Origin of the sequence: Dysgonomonas sp. 25, assembly GCF_010501075.1 — a bacterium.
Lineage (GTDB): Bacteria > Bacteroidota > Bacteroidia > Bacteroidales > Dysgonomonadaceae > Dysgonomonas.
The window spans coordinates 122,173-145,141 of sequence record NZ_QVMN01000008.1 but is presented as its reverse complement, the minus strand read 5'-3'; the positions used below and the strand labels follow the sequence as shown (position 1 = coordinate 145,141).

The 22,969-nt window shown below is 44.8% G+C and carries 24 protein-coding genes; 23 read left to right on the top strand and 1 reads right to left on the bottom strand.

Annotated features, from left to right (window positions below):
- Positions 1-43 precede the first annotated feature (43 nt).
- The 9 genes from D0T66_RS13300 to D0T66_RS13260 all read left to right on the top strand — a co-directional run bounded on the left by D0T66_RS13300 (position 44) and on the right by D0T66_RS13260 (position 8,074).
- Positions 44-1,438, top strand: a complete 1,395-nt coding sequence (locus tag D0T66_RS13300) for an MFS transporter (RefSeq protein ID WP_163357795.1) — start codon at positions 44-46, stop codon at positions 1,436-1,438.
- Positions 1,439-1,447: 9 nt separating this feature from the next.
- The gene (locus D0T66_RS13295) at positions 1,448-2,842 is read left to right on the top strand and encodes a peptide MFS transporter (RefSeq protein ID WP_163357794.1); all 1,395 of its coding nucleotides are present in this window, start codon (positions 1,448-1,450) and stop codon (positions 2,840-2,842) included.
- A 10-nt stretch (positions 2,843-2,852) separates the two neighbouring features.
- Positions 2,853-3,350, top strand: a complete 498-nt coding sequence (locus D0T66_RS13290; protein ID WP_163357793.1) for a DNA-deoxyinosine glycosylase — start codon at positions 2,853-2,855, stop codon at positions 3,348-3,350.
- Positions 3,351-3,454: 104 nt separating this feature from the next.
- Positions 3,455-4,909 carry an RNA polymerase factor sigma-54 gene (gene rpoN, locus D0T66_RS13285; RefSeq protein ID WP_163357792.1) on the top strand — a complete coding sequence of 485 codons (1,455 nt, stop codon included), beginning with the start codon at positions 3,455-3,457 and terminating at the stop codon, positions 4,907-4,909.
- Positions 4,906-5,541, top strand: a complete 636-nt coding sequence (locus D0T66_RS13280; RefSeq protein ID WP_163357791.1) for a hypothetical protein — start codon at positions 4,906-4,908, stop codon at positions 5,539-5,541. The genes rpoN and D0T66_RS13280 overlap by 4 nt, the downstream gene beginning before the upstream one ends.
- Before the next feature lie 35 nt (positions 5,542-5,576).
- Positions 5,577-5,957, top strand: a complete 381-nt coding sequence (gcvH, locus tag D0T66_RS13275) for a glycine cleavage system protein GcvH (protein ID WP_163357790.1) — start codon at positions 5,577-5,579, stop codon at positions 5,955-5,957.
- 4 nt (positions 5,958-5,961) lie between these two features.
- Entirely contained in the window at positions 5,962-6,468 is a 507-nt protein-coding gene (gene purE, locus D0T66_RS13270) for a 5-(carboxyamino)imidazole ribonucleotide mutase (RefSeq protein ID WP_163357789.1), read from the top strand.
- A 4-nt stretch (positions 6,469-6,472) separates the two neighbouring features.
- The gene (locus D0T66_RS13265; protein ID WP_163357788.1) at positions 6,473-7,078 is read left to right on the top strand and encodes an SIS domain-containing protein; all 606 of its coding nucleotides are present in this window, start codon (positions 6,473-6,475) and stop codon (positions 7,076-7,078) included.
- A gap of 204 nt (positions 7,079-7,282) precedes the next feature.
- On the top strand, positions 7,283-8,074 hold the full coding sequence (locus D0T66_RS13260; protein ID WP_163357787.1) for an RNA methyltransferase: 792 nt from the start codon (positions 7,283-7,285) through the stop codon (positions 8,072-8,074).
- Here D0T66_RS13260 and D0T66_RS13255 read toward each other — a convergent pair.
- A complete protein-coding gene (locus D0T66_RS13255) occupies positions 8,071-8,841 on the bottom strand; it encodes a hypothetical protein (protein ID WP_163357786.1) in 771 nt (256 codons plus the stop codon). The two genes, D0T66_RS13260 and D0T66_RS13255, sit on opposite strands and share 4 nt — an antisense overlap.
- Positions 8,842-8,986: 145 nt before the next feature.
- Between D0T66_RS13255 and pnp the strand changes: the two genes are divergently transcribed.
- The 14 genes from pnp to nuoL all read left to right on the top strand — a co-directional run bounded on the left by pnp (position 8,987) and on the right by nuoL (position 22,964).
- Positions 8,987-11,140, top strand: coding sequence for a polyribonucleotide nucleotidyltransferase (pnp, locus tag D0T66_RS13250; protein WP_163357785.1), 2,154 nt, complete (start codon positions 8,987-8,989; stop codon positions 11,138-11,140).
- Positions 11,141-11,234: 94 nt separating this feature from the next.
- Positions 11,235-12,182: a hypothetical protein gene (locus D0T66_RS13245; protein ID WP_163357784.1), complete on the top strand. Its 948-nt coding sequence runs from the start codon at positions 11,235-11,237 to the stop codon at positions 12,180-12,182.
- A 331-nt stretch (positions 12,183-12,513) separates the two neighbouring features.
- Complete coding sequence (locus tag D0T66_RS13240; RefSeq protein ID WP_255489827.1) at positions 12,514-12,846, top strand: NADH-quinone oxidoreductase subunit A; 333 nt, start codon at positions 12,514-12,516, stop codon at positions 12,844-12,846.
- Between the two features lie 21 nt (positions 12,847-12,867).
- Positions 12,868-13,446 (top strand): NADH-quinone oxidoreductase subunit B, encoded by a 579-nt coding sequence (locus D0T66_RS13235; RefSeq protein WP_163357782.1) that lies wholly within the window; start codon positions 12,868-12,870, stop codon positions 13,444-13,446.
- Entirely contained in the window at positions 13,443-13,988 is a 546-nt protein-coding gene (locus D0T66_RS13230; protein ID WP_163357781.1) for an NADH-quinone oxidoreductase subunit C, read from the top strand. Before D0T66_RS13235 ends, D0T66_RS13230 begins: the two co-directional genes overlap by 4 nt.
- A 47-nt stretch (positions 13,989-14,035) precedes the next feature.
- Positions 14,036-15,238, top strand: coding sequence for an NADH-quinone oxidoreductase subunit D (locus D0T66_RS13225; protein ID WP_163357780.1), 1,203 nt, complete (start codon positions 14,036-14,038; stop codon positions 15,236-15,238).
- A gap of 60 nt (positions 15,239-15,298) precedes the next feature.
- Positions 15,299-15,808 carry an NAD(P)H-dependent oxidoreductase subunit E gene (gene nuoE, locus D0T66_RS13220; RefSeq protein ID WP_163357779.1) on the top strand — a complete coding sequence of 170 codons (510 nt, stop codon included), beginning with the start codon at positions 15,299-15,301 and terminating at the stop codon, positions 15,806-15,808.
- A 10-nt stretch (positions 15,809-15,818) separates the two neighbouring features.
- Positions 15,819-17,177, top strand: coding sequence for an NADH-quinone oxidoreductase subunit NuoF (nuoF, locus tag D0T66_RS13215; RefSeq protein ID WP_163357778.1), 1,359 nt, complete (start codon positions 15,819-15,821; stop codon positions 17,175-17,177).
- 119 nt (positions 17,178-17,296) lie between these two features.
- Positions 17,297-18,340, top strand: coding sequence for a 2Fe-2S iron-sulfur cluster-binding protein (locus D0T66_RS13210; RefSeq protein WP_163357777.1), 1,044 nt, complete (start codon positions 17,297-17,299; stop codon positions 18,338-18,340).
- A 58-nt stretch (positions 18,341-18,398) separates the two neighbouring features.
- Positions 18,399-19,457 (top strand): NADH-quinone oxidoreductase subunit NuoH, encoded by a 1,059-nt coding sequence (gene nuoH, locus D0T66_RS13205; protein ID WP_163357776.1) that lies wholly within the window; start codon positions 18,399-18,401, stop codon positions 19,455-19,457.
- 130 nt (positions 19,458-19,587) lie between these two features.
- Entirely contained in the window at positions 19,588-20,115 is a 528-nt protein-coding gene (locus D0T66_RS13200; protein WP_255489826.1) for an NADH-quinone oxidoreductase subunit I, read from the top strand.
- 122 nt (positions 20,116-20,237) lie between these two features.
- Positions 20,238-20,750 (top strand): NADH-quinone oxidoreductase subunit J, encoded by a 513-nt coding sequence (locus tag D0T66_RS13195; protein WP_163357774.1) that lies wholly within the window; start codon positions 20,238-20,240, stop codon positions 20,748-20,750.
- Positions 20,751-20,753: 3 nt separating this feature from the next.
- Positions 20,754-21,071: an NADH-quinone oxidoreductase subunit NuoK gene (nuoK, locus tag D0T66_RS13190; protein WP_163357773.1), complete on the top strand. Its 318-nt coding sequence runs from the start codon at positions 20,754-20,756 to the stop codon at positions 21,069-21,071.
- Between the two features lie 6 nt (positions 21,072-21,077).
- The gene (nuoL, locus tag D0T66_RS13185) at positions 21,078-22,964 is read left to right on the top strand and encodes an NADH-quinone oxidoreductase subunit L (protein ID WP_163357772.1); all 1,887 of its coding nucleotides are present in this window, start codon (positions 21,078-21,080) and stop codon (positions 22,962-22,964) included.
- The last annotated feature ends 5 nt before the right edge of the window (positions 22,965-22,969 follow it).

Sequence of the window (22,969 nt, the reverse complement as noted above, 5' to 3'; positions counted from 1 at the left end):
TTGCTTACTCTTTTCCCGGGTAAGCATTAAAACAGGAAATAATATGACCGAATTTATCCGTAAAAAACTGAACGAGTCCAAAGCTGCTCGTTGGACAGTACTGATAACCGTAGCTTTTACTATGTTTTGCGCCTATTTTCTGAATGATGTAATGGCTCCGCTGATGGAGAAATTAGGAGAAGAGTTCGGATGGACGGCACAAGATTTCGGAACATTCAATTTTTCTTACGGATGGATTAACGTATTCCTGTTTATGCTCATCTTCGGGGGTATGATTCTCGACAAAATCGGCGTGCGAATGACGGGAATCGGCTCTTGTATCTGTATGGTTATCGGTGCAGCTATCCAATACTATTCGGTAGGAAACTTTGTTACGTTCGAAGGAGCAGTCTTCGGCATAAAAATGCAGCTATTTGTAGCCTGTGTCGGTTTTGCCATTTTTGCGTTCGGGTTGGAAATGGCTGGTATCACCGTAACCAAAACTATCGTACGATGGTTCAAAGGGTACGAAATAGCACTGGCTATGGGCTTGCAGGTTGCCATCGCCCGTCTGGGAATGGGATTGGCTTATGCCTTAACGCTTCCATTGGCAAACAGGCTGGGCCTTTCTACTCCTATCTTGGTTGGATTATTGGCTCTTTGTATCGGTCTGATAGCCTATCTTGCATTTTGCGTGATGGATAAGAAGTTAGACAAATCAGTAGGAGCAGTAGAAGTTTCGGAAGAAGATAAGTTCAAATTTTCAGACATCCTTTTCATCATAAAGAATAAAGGGTTCTGGCTGATTACCTTCCTTTGCCTGCTTTTCTATTCGGCAGTTTTCCCTTTCATGAAATATGCCGTTTCATTTATGAAGAATAAATACCACATCGACGACGATTTCGCAGGAATTATTCCGTTTATGCTACCGGTAGGAGCTATTTTCCTTACTCCTTTCTTTGGAGGTATCTACGACAAAAAGGGAAAAGGAGCAACTATTATGATCGTAGGGGCAGTTTTATTGATTTGCGTCCATTTCCTTTTCTCGCTTCCTATGCTCGACCATTGGCTGATTGCCGGCACTTTAATGGTTGTTTTGGGAATTGCTTTCTCGCTTGTTCCTTCCGCCATGTGGCCTTCTGTGCCGAAAATTATACCGGAGAATAAACTGGGAACAGCATACGGACTTATTTTCTGGGTACAAAATATCGGATTGAGCGGTGTCCCTTATCTGATTGGATGGGTGCTGTATAAATATTGTATCACCGGAACAAATACAGTAACGGAAATAGTAGACGGATTAGAAAAAACAAAAGAAGTTACTCTCTACGACTATACTATCCCGATGATTATTTTCGCAGGATTCGGAGTAGCCTCACTTATTATAGCCTTCCTGCTGAAAAGAGAGGACAGGCTCAAAGGCTATGGTCTGGAGAAACCAAACGTTGTTAAAGAATAAGATCAACATATGAATTCAGAGATAAAGAAAAAAGGACATCCGAAGGGGTTATACATGCTCTTTTTCGTCGAGATGTGGGAACGCTTTTCCTATTTCGGGATGCGGGGTATATTAATGTTATACCTTACCAAAACATTCTTGGAAGGCGGTTTGTCTATCGACCCTAAAGAGGCAAGTTTAATCTATGGCTTTTTCACAGGATTTGTATACTTCACTCCGCTCATCGGAGGATGGCTGGCCGATCAATTTTTAGGACAACGCCGGGCTATCTATATCGGTTGTTTGGTAATGGCATTGGGGCAGTTCTGTTTATTTGCCATCAACACCCACTTCGGATTGATGCTGGGACTTATATTGCTTATCATAGGTAATGGGTTCTTTAAGCCGAATATATCCACATTAGTAGGAAAATTATATTCCAAAGACGACCCTCGAAAAGATTCGGCATTCTCCATTTTTTATATGGGAGTAAATCTGGGTGCGCTTATTGCCCCTATCGTTATCGGTATATTGACCGACGGTGTTTTTGCTACTCACGATGCCAGTGGAAAAATAATTGCATGGGGATATAAATATGGATTCTTAGCTGCCTCTATCGGCATGATACTCGGATTCTTTATTTTCTCTGCCTTATCGAAAAAATATCTGGGAGATGTCGGATTGAAACCAACAAAGGAAAAGAAAACAAAAGAAATAAAACAAGAGATTCAGCAAGTAGAATCGGGAAAACTGACTTCAGCCGACAAGCAACGAATTGCCGTAATTTTTATTTATTTCTTCTTTGCCATCTTCTTTTTTGCCGGATTCGAACAAGCCGGTTCTTCACTGACATTATATACCGAAAACTATATAGACAGAGTTATCACGCTGCCATTCATTGGCGCATGGGAAATACCCACACCGATATTCCAGTCTGTTAATCCGTTCTTTATTGTGACGCTGGCACCTCTTTTTGCCATCTTCTGGGGAACTAAATTCGGACGCAGGCTATCCACTCCTATCAAGATGGGATCGGGTATGATTATTTTAGGGCTTGGCTTCTTCTTTATGCTGGGAGCCGTTTCGGAGCGCGGAGGAGACATCGCTGATGTTACCGTAAAAGCCAGCCTATGGTGGTTGGTTATGACATATCTGGTACATACCATCGGCGAGTTGTGTCTATCTCCTGTGGGGCTATCCGTCGTAACCAAACTTTCGCCACCTAAATTGGCATCGGTTCTAATGGCTGTTTGGATGTTAGCTTCCTTCTTTGCCAATATATTAGGAGGGGTATTAGCTTCCACCGTACAAGCATTAGGCGCTGGAAGAATATTCCTATACATTTCCATATTCGTAATAGGTTGCGGATTGCTGATGATTTGCCTCAACAAAGTCATTCTGAAAATGTCGCACGGCATCCGATAACGTTTTGCCTATGAGGAAGATTGCCTTTTCTCCGGTTATAAACAAAAACTCGAAAGTGCTGTTTTTGGGCACTATGCCGGGGGAAGAATCGTTGAGAAGGCAGCAATACTATGGGCATCCGAGCAATCAATTCTGGAAAATACTATATACCTTATATCAAGATCCACTACCGTCCGATTACAACGAACGGGTAGCTTTTGTGCTATCTAAAAGATTAGCCCTCTGGGATGTACTGCAATCACGCGAAGGTCAGGGAAGCCTCGATTCGTGCATAAAAAACGAAATACCCAACGACTTTTCCGGTTTCTACAAAAACTATCCTTCGCTCGAGACTGTTTGCTTTACGAGCAAGAAAGCCGAAGAATTTTATCGCAAATACGTTGGCTTCGATACAGCGCACACCTTTCTCGTATTACCATCGCCCAGTCCGGCCAATGCCCGCATGAGCTTGTCGGAAAAGGTCGAAAAATGGCACGAGATATTAGAAAGTGTATTATCTTTGCTTTAATAAAAGCGGAGATAGGCTGCGCCTCCGGAATAAAAAAGGGAAACCTTTTTATTCTTCTCTCGGCTTGCACTATCTTTGTAAAGTAAGGAAAATCAGACTTCTCTATGGCACTGAAACAGCAACTTCAATTAAAGCAACAGCAAAAGCTTTCGCCTCTGCAAATGCAGGTGATAAAGCTTACGGAGATGCCTGCCTTGGAGTTAGAGGAGCGCATAAAACAGGAATTGGAAGATAATCCGGCTCTGGAAGAGGGATATGAAGCTGATGAATCGGACGACCTACAGGATGGTAACACCTTGGATGGTGACGACAACATCACGCAGGAAGACCTGACTTTAGGCGACTACCTCAACGAAGAAGAGATTCCCGATTACCGCCTGAAAGACAATAACAAACAAACTTCCGACAACAAAGAAATTCCTTTTGCCGTAGGCGAATCGTTGAGCGAGTATTTGCTCGACCAGCTGGGAGAATGCGACTTCGACGAAGAAGAGCAAAAATGCGCCGAATATATTATCGGAAATATCAATGAGAGTGGTTACTTAGACCGTACACTCCCTGCCATATCGGACGATTTGATTTTTCAGCAAAACATAGACGTTTCACCCGAAAAGTTAGAAAAGATACTGCATATCGTCCAGACCTTCGATCCCGCAGGCATCGGCGCGAGGGATTTGCAAGAATGTTTACTCCTACAACTCGAGCGAAAAGAATCGTCGCCCGTTGTGGAAGCTGCGACACTTGTTATCCGTAACTACTTTAACGAATTTTCGAAAAGGCATTACGATAAGATAATGAAGCAGTTGAATCTCGACGAAGACACATTGAAGGAAGTCATTCGCGAGATAACGACGCTCAATCCTAAGCCGGGGAGCAATTGGGGCGATTCGCTGGCGCAGACGATGAACACGGTAGTGCCCGACTTCATTGTCGAGTCCTACAATGGCGAGTTGTTTTTCAACCTCAACAGCCGGAATCTGCCTCCACTGAAAGTAAATCGCGAATACTCGGATATGCTGAGGGGATATAGCGAAAATAAAGAGTCGATGAGCACAGATGCCAAAAATGCCGTCCTGTTCGTCAAACAAAAGCTGGATTCGGCACGCTGGTTTATCGAGGCCGTGCGTCAACGGCAGGAGACACTCCAACGGACAATGCAGGCAATTATCGACCTGCAATACGATTTCTTCCTTACGGGAGACGAGACGCAGTTGCGCCCGATGATACTGAAAGACGTGGCCGAACGCACCGGGTATGACATTTCGACTATCTCGCGTGTAAGCAACAGCAAATATGTCCAAACCAATTTCGGTGTATATCCGCTCAAATACTTCTTTTCCGAATCGATGCAGACCGATACGGGAGAAGAAATTTCGTCGCGCGAAGTAAAAGCGATACTAAGAGAATCGATAGAAAACGAAGATAAACGGAAACCGTTGACCGACGACAGGTTATCCGACATTTTACGCGAAAAAGGCTATATCATAGCCCGCCGCACAGTGGCCAAATACCGCGAACAGATGAATATACCTATAGCCCGTCTGAGAAAGGAAATATGAATAGACAACACTTTATCGCCCAGGCACTTTCGTTCATCCTACACCCCATCTTTATGGCGGTGTACGGGGTATTGCTCCTCTTTGCCTACGAGGGGGTATATACTAACTTCGAAACGTTTATCCGGTTTATGCTGCCGATAATCATTCTTTCGTGCATCCTCCCCGCCAACGGCATTTTCCTGTTCAAGCGCTTCCGGCTGATAAAGGATTATGCAATGAGCGACAAACGCGACCGGCTGTTGCCTTTCCTTTTCACCTTCCTGTGTTACGTATTGCTGCTCTATTATTTTATGCAGCCCTACATACCCATCTGGTTCCTTGCGATGCTGGCTACGCCGTTGATATTGCTGCTGCTGGCAGGAATCATTACTTTCTTCTGGAAAATAAGCGCCCACATGATGGGTATCGGCGGACTGATAGGATGCGTGCTATCCATCTCGTACAACGTGAAAGGTATCTCGCCCTTCGGGTTGTTTATCGTATTGTTTATCCTTGCCGGATGTCTCGGCACATCACGCCTGCTGCTCAAACGCCATACTCCGGCGCAGGTATATGCAGGCTTTGCGTTAGGATTTATTGTTTCTTATATTTGTATCTATTGGGGCGCATATTTTACTATCTTTGGATTTTAGAATCAATTTATATTAACCATAAAAATATAACAACTATGAATTTCCCTGAAAATTTGAAGTATTCGAACGACCACGAGTGGATAAGAGTAGACGGCAAAACGGCCTTGATAGGTATTACCGACTTTGCGCAAAGCGAATTAGGCGAAATCGTCTATGTCGACATCACCACCGAAGGTGAATCGGTAAAACAAGGCGACGTATTTGGTTCGGTTGAAGCTGTAAAAACTGTTTCGGAATTGTTTATGCCCGTTTCGGCAAAAGTGCTGGAAGTGAATACCCAATTAGAAGACAAACCCGAGCTAATCAACGAAGACCCTTATGGCGAAGGCTGGATTATCAAAGTAGAAATAGAAGATGAAAGCGGATTGGCCGAATTGTTGTCGGCTGCCGATTACAAAAATTTAATAGGAAAATAAGGATATGACACCTGTTGTAAGCATCATTATGGGCAGTACTTCGGATCTGCCCGTAATGGAAAAAGCCGCCAAGCTGTTGGACGAAATGGAAATTCCGTTCGAGATGAATGCATTGTCGGCTCACCGTACTCCCGAGCGTGTAGAAGAATTTGCCAAGAACGCCAAAGCACGTGGCATAAAAGTAATCATTGCCGCTGCCGGAATGGCTGCGCACCTGCCGGGTGTGATTGCGTCGATGACTCCGCTGCCCGTGATAGGTGTGCCTATCGATTCGTCGCTCGACGGAATGGATGCGCTGCTGGCAATCGTACAGATGCCTCCGGGGATTCCTGTCGCAACAGTGGGAATAAACGGGGCGCTCAATGCGGCAATCCTTGCTTTGCAGATGATAGCAACAGGAGACGAACAGGTACAACAAAAGCTGATAGCCTATAAAGAAACACTAAAAGGTAAGATAGAAAAGGCTAACGAGGAGTTGTCCAAAATACAATACAAGTATAAGACAAACTAAAACGATGGGAATAAACGAAATACGTTCCTTACTGGAACACGAAGCGAATGCTGTACTGAACATACCTGTTTCGGACGCATACGAACAGGCTACCGATTTAATCGTGGAGCAAACCAACAAAAAAAAGGGAAAATTAGTAACCAGCGGGATGGGTAAAGCCGGACAGATAGCACAAAACATTGCTACCACTTTCAGCTCTACCGGCACGCCTGCCGTTTTCCTCCATCCGAGCGAAGCGCAACATGGCGACCTCGGCATTTTGCAGGAGAACGATATTATGTTGCTTATTTCCAATTCGGGTAAAACACGCGAAATTATAGAACTGGTTTCGCTGGCTCAGGTGCTTGTGCCGGGGATAAAATTTATCGTTATCACCAGCGATCCCGATAGCCTCTTAGCTCAAAAGGCAACCATCTGCCTGCCTACAGGAAATCCGACCGAAGTATGCGCTTTATGCCTTACGCCGACCACATCCACCACCGTTATGACTGTCATAGGCGACATCCTTGTTGTGGGTACGATGAAGAAAATCAACTTTTCGCCTGCTGACTATGCCAAACGCCATCATGGCGGTTATTTGGGTGACAAGTCGCGCGAGATGAGCAAGTAGAAAAAAGAGTTACAAGTTACTTCGTCCTGTGGACAGTTACGAGTTACAAGGTTTTCAGAACTTTATCTATATTCAAAACGGTCAGCCGTGGTGAGAATTGAACAAGTTGTAAAAAGCACTGTATTGCGTCATATTTGTCAAGTTTGTAAAGTCAAAAAAAATCAGTTGACAATCAACGGAATATCATTTTATCCATCATAGTTCATGGAAAAGATAACCAGTTTACAGAATCCTAAGATAAAGAACATCGCCAAGCTGACAAAAGCGAAGGAGCGGCGTGAGCAGAACCTGTTCGTTATAGAAGGGGCACGCGAACTTAGCTTGGCTTTATCGGCAGGATATACTGTCAAATCGGTTTTCCTTTGTCCCGAACTGTTTTCCAAAACCGACTATCCCGATGTATTGCATAGCATTCCGCAAGAGTTAATAGCCGAAGTATCGCAAGCCGTTTTCGAAAAAGTTGCCTATCGCGAAGGTTCTGACGGATTAGTCGTTTTAGCCGAACCCAAGCTGCATACCCTGCAAGACCTGAAATTGTCGGAGAATCCGTTTATCATCGTGCTCGAGGCTGTCGAGAAACCCGGCAATCTGGGGGCTATCCTCCGCACTGCCGATGCGGCACAAGCCGATGCCGTTATCATTTGCGATCCGGCAACCGACCTCTATAATCCCAATGCTATCCGCTCGAGTGTGGGATGCATCTTCACCGTTCCCACTGCCGTTTGTACATCACAGGAAGCACTCGCATACCTGCAAGCAAAAGGCGTCCAGACCTTTGCTGCCGAATTGCAAGCTTCGCAATGGTATCAGGATACCGACTTCACCCGCCCTTCGGCTATCGTCATGGGTACGGAAGCGGACGGACTAACCGATTTCTGGCTCGACAAAGCCGATGCCCGCATCAAAATACCGATGCGCGGGAAGATAGATTCGCTCAATGTTTCGGTTTCTACTGCCGTACTGACTTTCGAGGCGATGAGGCAAAGAGGATTTTAATAATATAGAAATTCTGTTATCTCTGGCAAGAGTATATGTCCATCCGTCCATTTGAACCAAACATGATGATACATTCCCTCTCTATCCGAATAGAGAAACAGTGCCCAATCCCCTTCTATACCAATGATTCTTCCAGTAAGATTCTTTAAATCGAGTTGTTTCCCATCCGGCCGGTCATATATCGGAAGCTCTTCGCTCCTGACACGCGCAACCTGTCTTAAATATGTGCCCCAGTTCGAATATCGATGGTAGCCTAACATATACATCTCGTCTTCACTTTCACTCCAATCTACATCGTCCTGGTAAAACAAATCCACTCGCTTTACAACAGCAAGCTCTCTTGTCTCACTATCGACTTCAACAATGTAGAAATCTTCTCCGCGAAACATCACTTTCAGAATCAACTCAGGCGGACTATACGGTATAATCCACGAACCTTCATGAACACTCAATATCGCACTAAAAGGCTTCAAAGGAAGGCCGGATTGGCGGCTCATTTTATAAGAAAGGTATTCTTCGATTTCCTTAAACTGTATGGTATCGAACGGAACAGTATCGAACTCGCTTGCATATAGCGGAAGAGGTGAACGAACAGGGCAATATAAGCGGCCAATTCCGATAGTACGGTCCGAATCGGATAAATCAGCCACACCCTGCGCTTTATTCCTGAGCTCTTCTACACTGGGTAATTCGAGCCTTACGTTCTGGGAAGAAATAGAAGTTGCACAAAAAGCAAAGAAGATTATCAATAGAAAGGTACGCATCATTTTATATTGGTGTTTGAAATAATCGGGAAGAAAGATACAAAATATTTTTATCGATTCATTTATATTCGGTATTTGAAAAGCTAACACACCTATATATCAAAACTTTTGCATACCTTTGCATCCGAATTAAAGAAGTTAAAAAAATATGATTAAACCGATTACAAAAAGTATCGATTTGGGTGATGGAAGGACTATCACTCTCGAAACCGGTAAATTAGCTAAGCAAGCCGATGGTTCGGTAATGCTGCGCATGGGCAACACCATGATGCTGGCAGCAGTAACTGCAGCTAAAGATGCAAAACCGGATGTAGATTTTATGCCTTTACAGGTAGAGTACAAAGAAAAATTCTCCGCTTTCGGACGTTTTCCGGGAGGATTTCAGAAACGCGAAGCGCGCCCTTCTGACTACGAAATATTAACTTGTCGTTTGGTCGACCGCGCATTACGCCCTTTATTCCCTGATGATTATCATGCTGATGTATTTGTAACTATTACACTTTTTTCAGCAGATGGAGTAGATATTCCAGATGCATTGGCAGGATTGGCAGCCTCGGCAGCTCTTGCTGTTTCCGACATTCCTTTCAACGGGCCAATTTCGGAAGTGCGTGTTGCCCGCATCGACGGACAATTCGTTATCAACCCTACATTCCAGCAGCTCGAACAAGCTGATATGGACATTATGGTAGGTGCTACGATGGACAATATCATGATGGTAGAAGGTGAATTTAAAGAAGTATCGGAAGCAGAAATGCTCGAAGCTATCAAATTCGCTCACGAAGCTATCAAAGTACAATGCCAGGCTCAGATTGAGTTAATGGAAGAATGTGGCAAAACCGTTAAACGTGAATACTGCCACGAAGAAAACGACGAAGACTTACGCAAAGATGTTTGGGCTAAATGCTACGACAAGGCTTATGCTGTCGCAACATCTTGCAACACGAATAAACATGAGCGCAGCGACAATTTTGCCGCTATCGTTGATGAATATAAAGCAACTTTAACTGAAGAAGAATTGGCGGAAAAAGCTACTCTTATCAGCCGCTATTATCACGACGTAGAGAAAGAAGCGATGCGCCGTTCTATTCTCGACGAAGGCAAACGTCTCGATGGTCGCAAGACTACCGAAATACGCCCTATCTGGAGCGAAGTAGATTACCTTCCGGGATCACACGGTTCTGCTATCTTTACTCGTGGAGAAACTCAGTCTTTGACAACCGTAACTTTGGGTACAAAACTCGATGAGAAGATTATCGACGATGTATTGAACAACGGAAAAGAGCGTTTCTTACTACACTATAACTTCCCTCCATTTTCGACAGGAGATGCTCGCCCATCACGCGGATTGAGCCGTCGCGAAATCGGTCACGGAAATCTGGCACACCGCGCTTTGAAACCAATGATACCTACCGACTACGCATACGTAATACGTGTAGTATCGGATATTCTGGAATCGAACGGTTCGTCTTCAATGGCAACTGTTTGTGCCGGAACATTGGCTTTGATGGATGCCGGTGTACAAATCAAAAAACCGGTATCGGGTATCGCTATGGGATTAATCTCTGAGAAGAAAGGAACAAACTATGCTGTTCTTTCTGACATCTTGGGAGACGAAGACCATTTGGGAGATATGGACTTTAAGGTGTGTGGTACAAAAGACGGTATCACAGCTACACAGATGGACATCAAGGTAGACGGACTATCATACGAAATCCTTGAAAAAGCATTGGCTCAGGCGAAAGAAGGACGTTTACACATCTTAGGTAAAATCCTCGAAACATTGCCTGCTCCTCGTCCTGACCTGAAAGACAATGCTCCTCGTATCGAAGTGCTTATCATTGCGAAAGACTTCATCGGCGCTGTTATCGGGCCGGGTGGAAAAATCATCCAAGGTATTCAGGAAGAAACAGGTGCGACTATTACTATCGAAGAAATCGACGGTTACGGACGTGTTGAAATATCAGCTACAAACCGCCAGTCTATCGAGGCTGCCATGGCTAAGGTCAAAGGTATCGTAGCCGTTCCTGAAGTAGGTGAAGTATACGAAGGTAAAGTACGTTCTATCATGCCGTACGGAGCATTCGTAGAAATACTTCCGGGCAAAGACGGATTGTTGCATATCTCCGAAATATCGTGGGAACGTATCGACGATATGGAGAAAGCCGGATTGAAAGAAGGCGATATCATCGAAGTGAAATTGATAGATATCGACCCTAAATCGGGCAAATTGAAACTTTCGCGCAAAGTGCTTCTTCCGCGTCCTCCAAGACCGGACAAGCCTATAAAGAAAGATGGTGAGTAAATAAACTTACAATTATAATTTAAGAGCCGGATTCCGACAAGGAGCCCGGCTTTTTTATGCTTAAATTCTTATCTTTAGCAAAAAAACACAATAAATGAAAAATATACTTCTTTTGTCAGCATTAGTTATTTCTTTCAATTTAGATGCCCAGACATTTAATATAATAAAAGACTCAATTGAAGTTAACGACTATACAAGATCCTTATGCAAAGTAGAAAACAGTATTTATTTTCTGGATAGCCGAGGAGACAATGCTTACAAGATCGACCTTACAACAAAAGCAATAGACACCTTAAACTGCAATATCGAACTCGACTACCTGATCAACTATAACAATACATTGATTGCCTACAATTATAAAAACAAGCCATATTATTATACCGGAACAAAATTTGAGAGATATAATAAAAAAATCAAGCAAAAGCCCTTCTTCGAAGACAAGCAGTATCTGGTAGAAACACTCTGCAACGGAGAGTGGGGAGGAGAAGCATGGTTCACAGACAAAAGAACAAAGAAAAAATATGCCTGTGAGGCAACTTGTCCTTTTATTATCAATAAAATAAACAATACATATTATCTGACAACTTCTCTACTCCATCTAACAGCATTCACGGCTATTCTTGAGATCAACGATCCATCTTCTCTACCTCTCTACCAAAAAAGAAGAAATATATCAGAACATCCCGACAGACTACCTATCAGCCCCGATTCACCCAATAGGACAGTAATAGACTCAGTAGGATTTATGACAATGACCTCATTTGTCTATAATGAGGAATTATACCATATTGGATCAAAAGTAGATTATCTGTCGCCGAATTATACCGAAGCGACCAATCTATATAAAGTTACTAAGAATGAATTAGTTTTGATAGAAAAAATTGCTAACTTTAATATGATGACTGACGAAATTATAATCACAGAATCAGGTGAGCAAACATGTTACTTCAGCAAAGAACTCGATAACGGCGGAATATTATGGATTAAAGATAACAATATTCATGTTTTTTCTCTTAATAAGAAAAAAGAACACCTGAATTAACTTTTATCTATTGAAAAAGAAAACACACATCCCCTATTCTATCTTTGTAATTTTCGATGTTGAAGATTATAGAATGAGTAAAGTAAAAAACGAAACTTCGATATAAAATTGTTAAAATAGCCGTTTGCTAAGTACTCTTTGCAAAACGGCTTATTTTGTTCATTTTTAATTGTTTTTTCATCAAAATCCTGCCAAAATTGTCATAATTACTACATTTTTTTAGCGAAAAAGGGAGTATCTTTGTGCTTTAGAACATAAAATATACCAAGAATCAATCAATAGAAAAATAACGATGGAATCTTCGACTTTATACGGTTTTCTACCCATTCTTATGCAAATAGCATTCTGTGTAATATTTGTGGTTGCTATCATTTTTGTATCGCAACTACTGGGACCGAAAGTACGTATGAAAAATAAGCTCGACAACTTCGAGTGCGGGTTACCATCCATCGGCAATGCCCGCTATCCCTTTTCTATCCGCTATTTCCTCGTAGCCATACTATTTGTGCTTTTCGATATAGAAATCATCTTTATGTACCCTTGGGCAGTAAATTTCAGCGAGTTAGGCTGGGAAGGCCTGCTCAAGATGGGAGGATTCCTCGGACTGCTGTTTATCGGATACCTTTATATAAAGAAGCGCAAAGCGCTCGACTGGGAAAAATAAGCAATCTATATATCACTATATATGAGCAAAAAAACTAAACTATCAACCGTTGATATTGTCCCTTGCCCCGAAGGATATATGGGGGAAGGCTTTTTTGCTACCAAATTCGATAATGTCATCGGATTAGCCCGTGCCAATTCTCTTTGGCCGTTGCCTTTCGCCACCTCGTGCTGCGGCATCGAGTTCATGGCGACCATGGCATCCAATTACGACATGGGACGTTTCGGAGCTGAACGAAACAGCTTCTCGCCACGTCAGGCAGATATGCTGATGGTGATGGGGACTATCTCGAAAAAGCTCGTTCCCGTACTCCGCCATGTATACGAACAAATGGCCGAGCCCAAATGGGTGATAGCTGTGGGAGCTTGTGCTTCGTCGGGCGGAATATTCGATACATACTCCGTATTGCAGGGAATCGACAAGGTTATCCCTGTGGACGTATATGTACCCGGATGCCCACCGCGCCCGGAGCAGATTATCGACGGTGTGATGCAATTACAGGAAATCGTTAAAAACGAGTCCATCCACCGCCGTGGTTCGGAAAGATATAAGGAATTGTTGAAGTCGTACCAGTTTGAAGAAGAGGAGGAAGCGAAATGACACTCGAAACATCCACTATTCAAAGCCGGATTACGGAGCAATTCCCAAAAGGTGTATCCAACTTCCGCATGGAAAAGGATATCCTTACATTCGAAGCTTCACCCGAAGCGATACACGATGTAATACAATATATGCACGAGGACGAAACACTTCTATTCAACTTCCTCACTGACCTTTGTGGTGTGCATTATCCTGACAATGATAAAGATTCGCAGTTTGCAGTGGTGTACCTGCTGCACAACTGGATAAATAATGTACGGGTACGCGTAAAAGTATATCTGAACGGACAGCCGGAAGTGGCAACCGTAACCGACATATTCAAGGCTGCCGGATGGATGGAGCGCGAAACATTCGACTTCTTCGGTATCAAATTTATCGGACACCCCGATTTACGCCGTATATTGAATGCCGACAGCGTATCATCCCATCCTATGAGAAAAGAATTCCCGCTCGAAGACGGAGGACGTTCCGATAAGGACGACCGTTTCTTCGGACGTACACCCAATAACTACGAAGTAGAAACGAAAGGAGGAGAAGCATAATGTTAGGCGAACCAGTTATATCTCCAAAAGTACGTCAATTTGAAGAGATGATTAAGAATCAGAACTTCGCAGACGGACGCGAGTTATCCGTAATCAATTTCGGTCCTACTCACCCCTCCACTCACGGTGTATTTCAGAATATCCTGCTACTCGACGGCGACATCATCCTTGATGCCGACACAACGGTAGGATATATCCATCGCGCTTTCGAAAAGATAGCCGAGCACCGCACGTTCTACCAAATCAATACACTGACCGACCGGCTGAACTACTGTTCGTCGCCACTCAACAATATGTGCTGGTGGATGACCGTAGAAAAAGCATTGAACGTCGAAGTTCCTAAGAAGGCGCAATATATGCGTGTTATTATTATGGAACTTGCCCGCATTGCCGACCACATCATTTGCAACGGTATATTGGGTGTCGATATGGGAGCATATACAGGCTTCCTTTATGTGATGGAATTCCGCGAACTGATATACGAAATATACGAAGAAGTCTGCGGGGCACGCCTTACGACCAACATCGGACGTATTGGCGGATTCGAACGCGATTTCAGCGAAGCTTGCTACCAAAAGATAGAGAAATTCCTCGAAGGATTTCCTAAGGCTTGGGGCGAATTAGAAAACCTATGCGTACGAAACCGCATCTTTATGGATCGCACGATCGGTGTAGGCGTAATCGACGCCGAAAAGGCAATGAACTACGGTTTCACAGGACCTAACCTCCGTGCAACAGGTATCGACTACGATGTGCGCGTTGCCAGCCCTTACAGCTCTTACGAAGATTTCGATTTCGACATCCCTGTCGGGCAATCCGGCGATACTTACGACCGCTGGTGCGTTCGCGCAGGCGAAGTAAAAGAAGGGGTTCGCATCATTCGTCAGGCTTTCGACAAGCTGAAAGGGATGAAGAAAGACCCTTACCATGCCGATGTGCCGGAATATTACCTCCCTCCGAAGGAAGAGGTGTATACGCAGATGGAAGCATTGATAAACCACTTCAAGATAGTGATGGGCGAATACCCTGTTCCTGTCAGCGAGGTATACCACTCCGTAGAAGCCGCAAACGGCGAACTCGGGATGTATCTGATTACCGACGGTTCGCGTGCGCCTTACCGCTTGCACTTCCGTCGTCCTTGCTTTATTTTTTATCAGGCATTCCCCGAATTGGTGAAAGGCAGCTCCATTTCCGATGCTGTCATCACGCTTTCGAGTCTGAATGTTATTGCAGGAGAGTTGGACGCATAGTAAAAATATGCTAATTAAAAAATACTAACAGCTAAAGGCTAAGGGCTAACAGCTATTATTATGAAACAAGAAATAAATATCACTCCCGAATTGCAGGCGCGTATCGACGAACTGCTAAGCCACTATCCCGCCGATAAAAAGAAGTCGGCGATGCTCCCCGTGCTGCATGCTGTGCAGGATGCACACAACGACTGGTTGAGCGTGGAACTGATGGATAAGGTTGCCGAAATACTGGAAGTGAAACCGATTGAGGTCTACGAGGTTGTGACATTCTATACCATGTTCAACCAGAAACCAAAGGGAAAATATATGCTCGAATTCTGCCGGACAAGCTGCTGCGCTATCCGCAAGGGGGAAGAGTTGATGGAATATACATGCAAAAAACTGGGCGTCAAAGAAGGAGAAGTAACTCCTGACGGATTATTCAGCGTGGTAGGCGTAGAATGCCTCGGAGCATGCGGTTTCGGGCCGATGCTGCAATTAGGCGATTACTACCATGAATTTCTGACCGAAGAAAAAATCGACGCCTTGATTGAGGATTGCAGACAAGGAAAAGTAAAACTTCATTGAATCGTTGGCAATGGGTAAAAAGATATTATTTGAGAAGTTACATATCGAAGGCATTCAGGAATATGAAGTCTACCGCAAAAACGGTGGCTACTCTGCCGTAGAGAAAGCCCTGAAAACGATGACTCCCGACGCCGTTACCGAAGAAGTAAAAGCTTCGGGCATCCGCGGACGTGGAGGGGCAGGATTCCCGATGGGATTGAAATGGAGTTTTATAGACAAACGCTCGGGCAAACCCCGCCATCTGGTAGTGAATGCCGACGAATCGGAGCCGGGAACGTTCAAAGACCGTTATCTGATGCATAAGATTCCGCACCTGTTGATTGAAGGGGCTATCCTTGCCAGCTATGCGCTGGAAGCAAACCTGTCTTACATCTACATTCGCGGGGAATATATGTGGATTTTCAAAATCCTCGAAAAAGCCATCAAAGAAGCATACGCCAACGGTTGGTTAGGCAAAAATATACTGGGTACGGGCTACAACCTCGATCTATACGTGCACTGTGGAGCCGGAGCATATGTCTGCGGCGAGGAGACAGCTTTGCTGGAATCGCTCGAAGGGAAACGCGGTAATCCGCGTATGAAACCACCTTTCCCTGCTGTCAGCGGGGTGTGGGCAGAACCTACGGTGGTGAACAACGTAGAATCAATATCTACCGTATCGTGGATCGTGAATAACGGCGGAGCGGCTTATGCTGCTATTGGTACAGAGAAATCGACCGGAACAAAACTGATCAGTGCATCGGGACATATCAAAAATCCGGGTGTATACGAAATAGAAATGGGACTATCTGTAGAAGAATTCTTCTACTCCGACGAATATTGTGGTGGCATGATGGACGACCGTCCGCTTAAAGCGCTTATCCCGGGCGGGGCATCTGTACAGATACTTCCTCCGCAATATATATTCAAAACTGCCGAAGGCGTAGATCGCCTGATGAGCTACGAATCGTGGTCGGATGGCGGTAAACAGACAGGCTCGTCACTCGGTTCGGGTGGATTTATCGTGTATAACGACACCACTTGTATCGTACGTAACACCTGGAATATATCGCGCTTCTTCCATCACGAAAGCTGCGGACAATGTTCGCCTTGCCGCGAAGGAACGGGTTGGATGGAAAAAATCCTGCACCGCATCGAAGAAGGTAAAGGACGCGAAGAAGATATAGATTTATTATTTAGTATTCAGAGCCAGATAGAAGGGAATACCATCTGCCCGTTGGGTGATGCCGCTTCGTGGCCGGTGGCTGCTGCAATACACCATTTCCGCGAAGAGTTCGAATACCACGTCCGCTTCCCCGAAAAGGTGAAGAACAGAGACCACTTCGTTAACGAACCGATGGAACAGGTAAGGAAATTATTGAAAAGTTAAACACCCCACCCTAACCCTCCCCAATAGGGAGGGAACAAGATGAAGGTGAAAAAATAGTGATAGGAAATAAATGATAACCGAAACAAAAGCCCCTCTGTAGGAGGGGTTGGGGAGGTGAAATGAAAGTTACAATAGACGGACAAACAATAGAAGTAGCCGAAGGGACAACCATCCTGCAAGCTGCCCGCATGATCGGAGGCAACTGTGTGCCGCCGACTATGTGCTATTACGCTAAACTGAAGGGTAGCGGAGGGAAATGCCGTTGCTGCTTGGTCGAAGTATCGAAAGGCAGCGAGAAAGATCCTCGCCCGATGCCCAAATTGCAACCTTCGTGTGTGACGGCTGTGCAAGACGGTATGGAAGTGAAAAGCGCTACTTCGCCCCGTGCATTGACTGCCCGCAAAGCGATTACCGAAATGCTGCTGATAAATCACCCGCTCGATTGCCCCGTATGCGATCAGGCCGGAGAGTGTAGCCTGCAGGATTTGGCGATGGAAAATAAATCCTTTCATTCGCGCTTCATCGAGAAGAAAGAAACATTCGTTACCGAAGATATCGGTAATTATATAGCCCTCAACAAGAACCGCTGTATCATTTGTTACCGTTGCGTACATGTTGCCGACCAACTCACACCGGAACGGGTACATGGTGTCTTGAACCGTGGCGACCGTGCAGAAATATCGACTTATATCAAAAACTCGATAGACAATGCTTTTTCGGGGAACATGATTGATGTTTGCCCTGTGGGAGCATTGACAGATAAGACCTTCCGCTTCAAATCGCGTGTATGGTTCACCAAGAAATTCGACGCCCACCGCGACTGTCCGCATTGTTCGGGCAAAGTGGTACTGTGGATGTTCGGCGACCATATTCAACGGGTTTCGGCACGTAAAAACGAATGGGGAGAAGTGGACGAATTCATCTGCAACGAATGCCGTTTCGAGAAAAAAGAATTGTCTGACTGGACAATCGAAAAGCCTCGCGAATTCGGCAAGCAATCCGTGTTGAACGTCAACAACTATACCAAGCCTACCGAGAAAGTACAACTCAATATGGGCGAGCTGGTAGAGGAAGGACGTCCGCAAGACCGTGAGAAAATAAGTATGGAACAAGTTCCGTACGACGAACAGGAATTGAAAGCGATAGAAGAAACAAAAAAATAGATAGTTACAGGTTACAAGAAGTACCTGATAACTGTTGACTGATAACTGCTAACTGATTATGGAGATTGCATTTATTGTTGAAAAACTGATATTTATCCTGCTGGTATTCACCATCACCTTGGTGGTGGCGATGTACTCTACTTATGCCGAGCGTAAGGTTGCAGGATTCATCCAAGACCGCTACGGACCAAACCGCGCAGGGCCTTTCGGGCTGTTGCAACCGGTATGCGACGGAACAAAATTGTTTGCGAAAGAAGACCTTGTTGTCAACACGCGCAACAAGTGGCTGTTTATCGCAGGCCCGGGCATAGCTATGGCCGTCTCGTTACTGGGGACAGCCGTCATTCCGTGGGCAAAAGAGTTCATCATCATGGGCGAAAGATATGTTCCCCAAGTGGCGGATGTCAATGTAGCCGTGCTGTTTATCGTAGCCGTGTTATCGACCAGCGTCTACGGCATTGTTCTCGGAGCGTGGGCGTCGGGCAACAAATTTGCCCTTCAAGGGGCTATCCGCGCAGGAGCACAGATGATTTCGTACGAAATAGCGATGGGGCTTGCCCTTATTGCTGTTATCATAGCTACCGGCTCGATGAGCCTGAACGATATAACCGACCATCAGAGTGCATGGCATGGTATGCGCTGGAACGCTATTGTGCAACCTATCTCGTGTCTGATTTTCATTATCTGTTCATTTGCCGAGTGTAACCGTACACCGTTCGACCTCGCCGAGTGCGAATCGGAATTGGTCAACGGCCACCATACCGAATTCGGTTCGATGAAGATGGGATTCTATATGTTCTCGGAATATGCCAGCATGTTTTTCTCGTCGGTATTTATCTCCGTCCTTTTCTTCGGAGGGTATAACTATCCGGGAATCGACTGGGTGAATGAAACATTATATGCCAAAGGCGATTGGGGAGTGAATGTGGCAAATGCTATCGCATTCCTTGCACTGTTTGGTAAGACTTTGTTCTTTATATTCTTCTATATGTGGGTACGCTGGACAATCCCGCGTTTCCGCTACGACCAATTGATGCGTCTCGGCTGGAAGATGTTGTTCCCGCTGGCATTGCTGAATATTTTCATCGTGGGTATAGGAACATTGATTTTTAAGTAGTCACCCCACCCTAACCCTCCCCAATAGGGAGGGAATAAAGTAAAAAAATAAAACAAATGAAAAATAGAGATTATATAAACGATATTAACGGAAGCCCCTCTGTAGGAGGGGTTGGGGAGGTGAGATGTCGATGAATAATATATCACTATCAGGCCGCAAGGTAGTTGCCAATAATAAAGATATGTCACCTATCGAACGTATCTATCTGGTAGCTATCATGAAAGGTATGTGGATTACGCTGAAACACTTTTTCAAGCGGAAAGTAACAGTACAATATCCCGAGCAGCAACGCGAATTCAGCCCTGTTTATCGTGGGCGTCACGTTTTGATGCGCGACGAAGAGGGACGCGAGCATTGTACCGCCTGCGGAATGTGTGCCCTTGCCTGTCCTGCCGAAGCCATCACGATGACAGCTGCAGAGCGTCAGGAGGGAGAAGAAAATCTCTACCGCGAGGAGAAATATGCGAAGATATACGAAATCAATATGTTGCGCTGTATCTTCTGCGGGTTATGTGAGGAAGCCTGCCCGAAAGAGGCGATATTCCTGACAAAATCGAAACAGCTCGTAAAACCGAAGTTAGACCGCGAATCGATGATTTACGGGAAAGACAAATTAGTGATTTCGGTAGAAGATGGTAAATCGGGGAAATATAATTAAGCCCCCCATATTCCCCCCAAGGGGGAATTAGAAATAAAAAAATGAAAATAGATAAAAAATAGATACTATCCTTTCTTCTCCTCCCCACGGGGAGGCAGGGAGGGGCCAAATAATTAAGATACATGATTACAATAGTATTCTACATTCTGGCAGCCATTACATTAGGGACAGGGATACTGACTGTTATCTCGCGGAATCCTATCCATAGTGCCGTGTATATGGTCATCTGCTTCTTTTCCATAGCAGGGCATTTCCTGCTTATCAACGCCCAATTTCTGGCAGTGGTGCATGTGATAGTATATGCCGGCGCCATTATGGTATTGTTGCTGTTCACGCTGATGTTGATGAATCTGAATGAACAACACGAAGAGAAGAAAAAGATTGCCGGCCGTATAGCTGCCGTCCTTGCAGCCTGCCTCACGGGATTCGTCCTGTTGGCAAGCGTAGTAAAAGCCAGCCCCGTTATCGAAGGGTATAGCGCTGCGGGAACCGATTTTCAATCGGTGAAAGTAATCGGTCAGGTATTGCTCGACGAATACCTCGTTCCGTTCGAGTTTGCCTCTATCCTGCTGATTACAGCTATGATAGGTGCAGTGATGATATCGAAACAAAGTAAGAAAAACGCTCAAGAATAAGCTATGGAAATATTAAGTCAAATAGGAGTCGAAAACTATATCTACCTCAGCATTTTGCTATTTTGCGTAGGTATAGCCGGAATCCTTTTCCGCCGGAGTGCTATCGTGATGCTGATGTCGGTAGAGTTAATGCTGGCAGCCGCCAATCTGTTGTTGGCCGCCTTTTCGGTCTACCATCAGGATACAAGCGGACAGGTATTTGTCATATTTTCGATGGCCGTAGCCGCCGCCGAAGTGGCCGTAGGATTAGCCATATTAGTCTCCATATTCAGAAATATAGGGTTTATCGACATCGATAAACTGAAAAATTTAAGAGGATAATTTCGGATGGAAAAGATATTGATAATCATATTATTATTAAGTCCGTTAGCCGGTTTCTTCTTCAACATGTGCCTTGGCAACAAGATAGGAGGCAAATCGGGTATTGTGGCTACATTGGCTGTTCTCGTCAGCTTTGTTATATCGGCTTACTTTTTCGGTTCTACCTATTCGAGTGGCGAACCTGTACACGTACACCTATTCGAGTGGTTCTCGGTAAGTAACTTCACGATAAACTTCGACTTCACCCTCGACCAGCTTTCGCTTTTGTGGATGCTCGTGGTGACGGGAGTAGGCTCGCTGATACACCTCTATTCGATAGGATACATGAAAGGAGATGAGAATATAGGCAAATTCTTTGCTTATCTGAATCTCTTTATCTTCTTTATGACGGTGCTGGTTATCAGCAGCAACCTGTTGGTACTCTTCATCGGTTGGGAAGGGGTAGGATTGTGTTCGTACCTGCTTATCGGATTCTGGTACAAGAATCAATCATATAACGATGCCGCCAAAAAGGCGTTTATTATGAACCGCGTAGGAGATTTGGCTTTCTTGGTCGGAATCTTCACATTGATATATTTATTCGGTACAGTCGATTACGAAGGGCTGAAATTAGCCGTAAGTTCAACTGCCAACCTCGAAGCAACAGGTTTGCTGACAGTAGCAACACTATGTCTCTTCATCGGGGCTACGGGTAAAAGTGCGCAAATTCCGCTTTACACGTGGTTGCCTGATGCCATGGCAGGCCCAACACCTGTATCGGCACTGATACACGCGGCAACGATGGTAACTGCCGGAATCTTTATGATTACCCGCCTCAACTTCCTGTTCGACCTCACGCCGGATATCCTTTGGGTGATAGCCATTGTGGGCGCAGCTACTGCTTTGTTTGCCGCAACGATAGGGCTCGTTCAGACGGATATTAAGAAAGTGCTGGCCTACTCTACCGTTTCGCAATTGGGATTGATGTTCCTTGCCATCGGCTGTGGAGCTTATCATATAGCTGTTTTCCATGTTATTACGCATGCCTTCTTCAAAGCCTGTTTGTTCCTCGGAGCCGGTTCGGTTATCCACGGAATGGGCGGAGAGCAGGATATGCGCCGTATGGGAGGATTGAGAGGAAAGATGCTTGTAACATTCGCCACCTTTGCCGTTTCGGCCGTAGCCATTGCCGGTATTCCGCCGCTTTCGGGTTTCTTCTCGAAAGACGAAATCATGATAGCCGCCTTCGAAAAGAACACTATCCTGTGGATTGTCGGAGTAGTAGCATCCTTGTTGACAGCTATCTATATCTTCCGTGCCGTATACCTCACTTTCTACAAGAACTTCAGAGGGACAAAAGAGCAGGAAGCACACGTGCACGAATCGCCTGCCAGCATGACCATCCCGTTGATTATATTGGCTGTTTTCGCTGCTTTTGGAGGATTAATCAGCCTCCCATTCGGACTAAGTTGGTTGAATAATTATTTAGAGCCTGTACTTCCAAAGCTGGCTTATGCCGAAAGCCATCTGAATATGTCGACACACCTGATATTAATGATTGTGTCTTCGCTTATCGCCATCGTAGGATGGGCTATTGCCTTTGTCATCTACAATAAGAAAAATGCTGTCCCTGCAGAGGATAGCAAGAAAACAGGCTTCGTCAAATTGCTTTACAATAAGTATTACATCGACGAACTATACGACAAAGTCATTGTCAAACCCATCTATGCATTGGGTAAGTTCTTCAATAACATCATAGAGAAAGTTCTTTCGGGATGTGTTGCGGCATTTGCCAAAATAACCGATACAGTCTCCTACCCGCTGCGAGGGCTGCAAAACGGCCGCTTAGGCTTCTATCTGCTCTGCTTTGTTGTCGGGTTCTGCTGTGTTGCTTGTTATATGTTTCTTGTATAAAAATT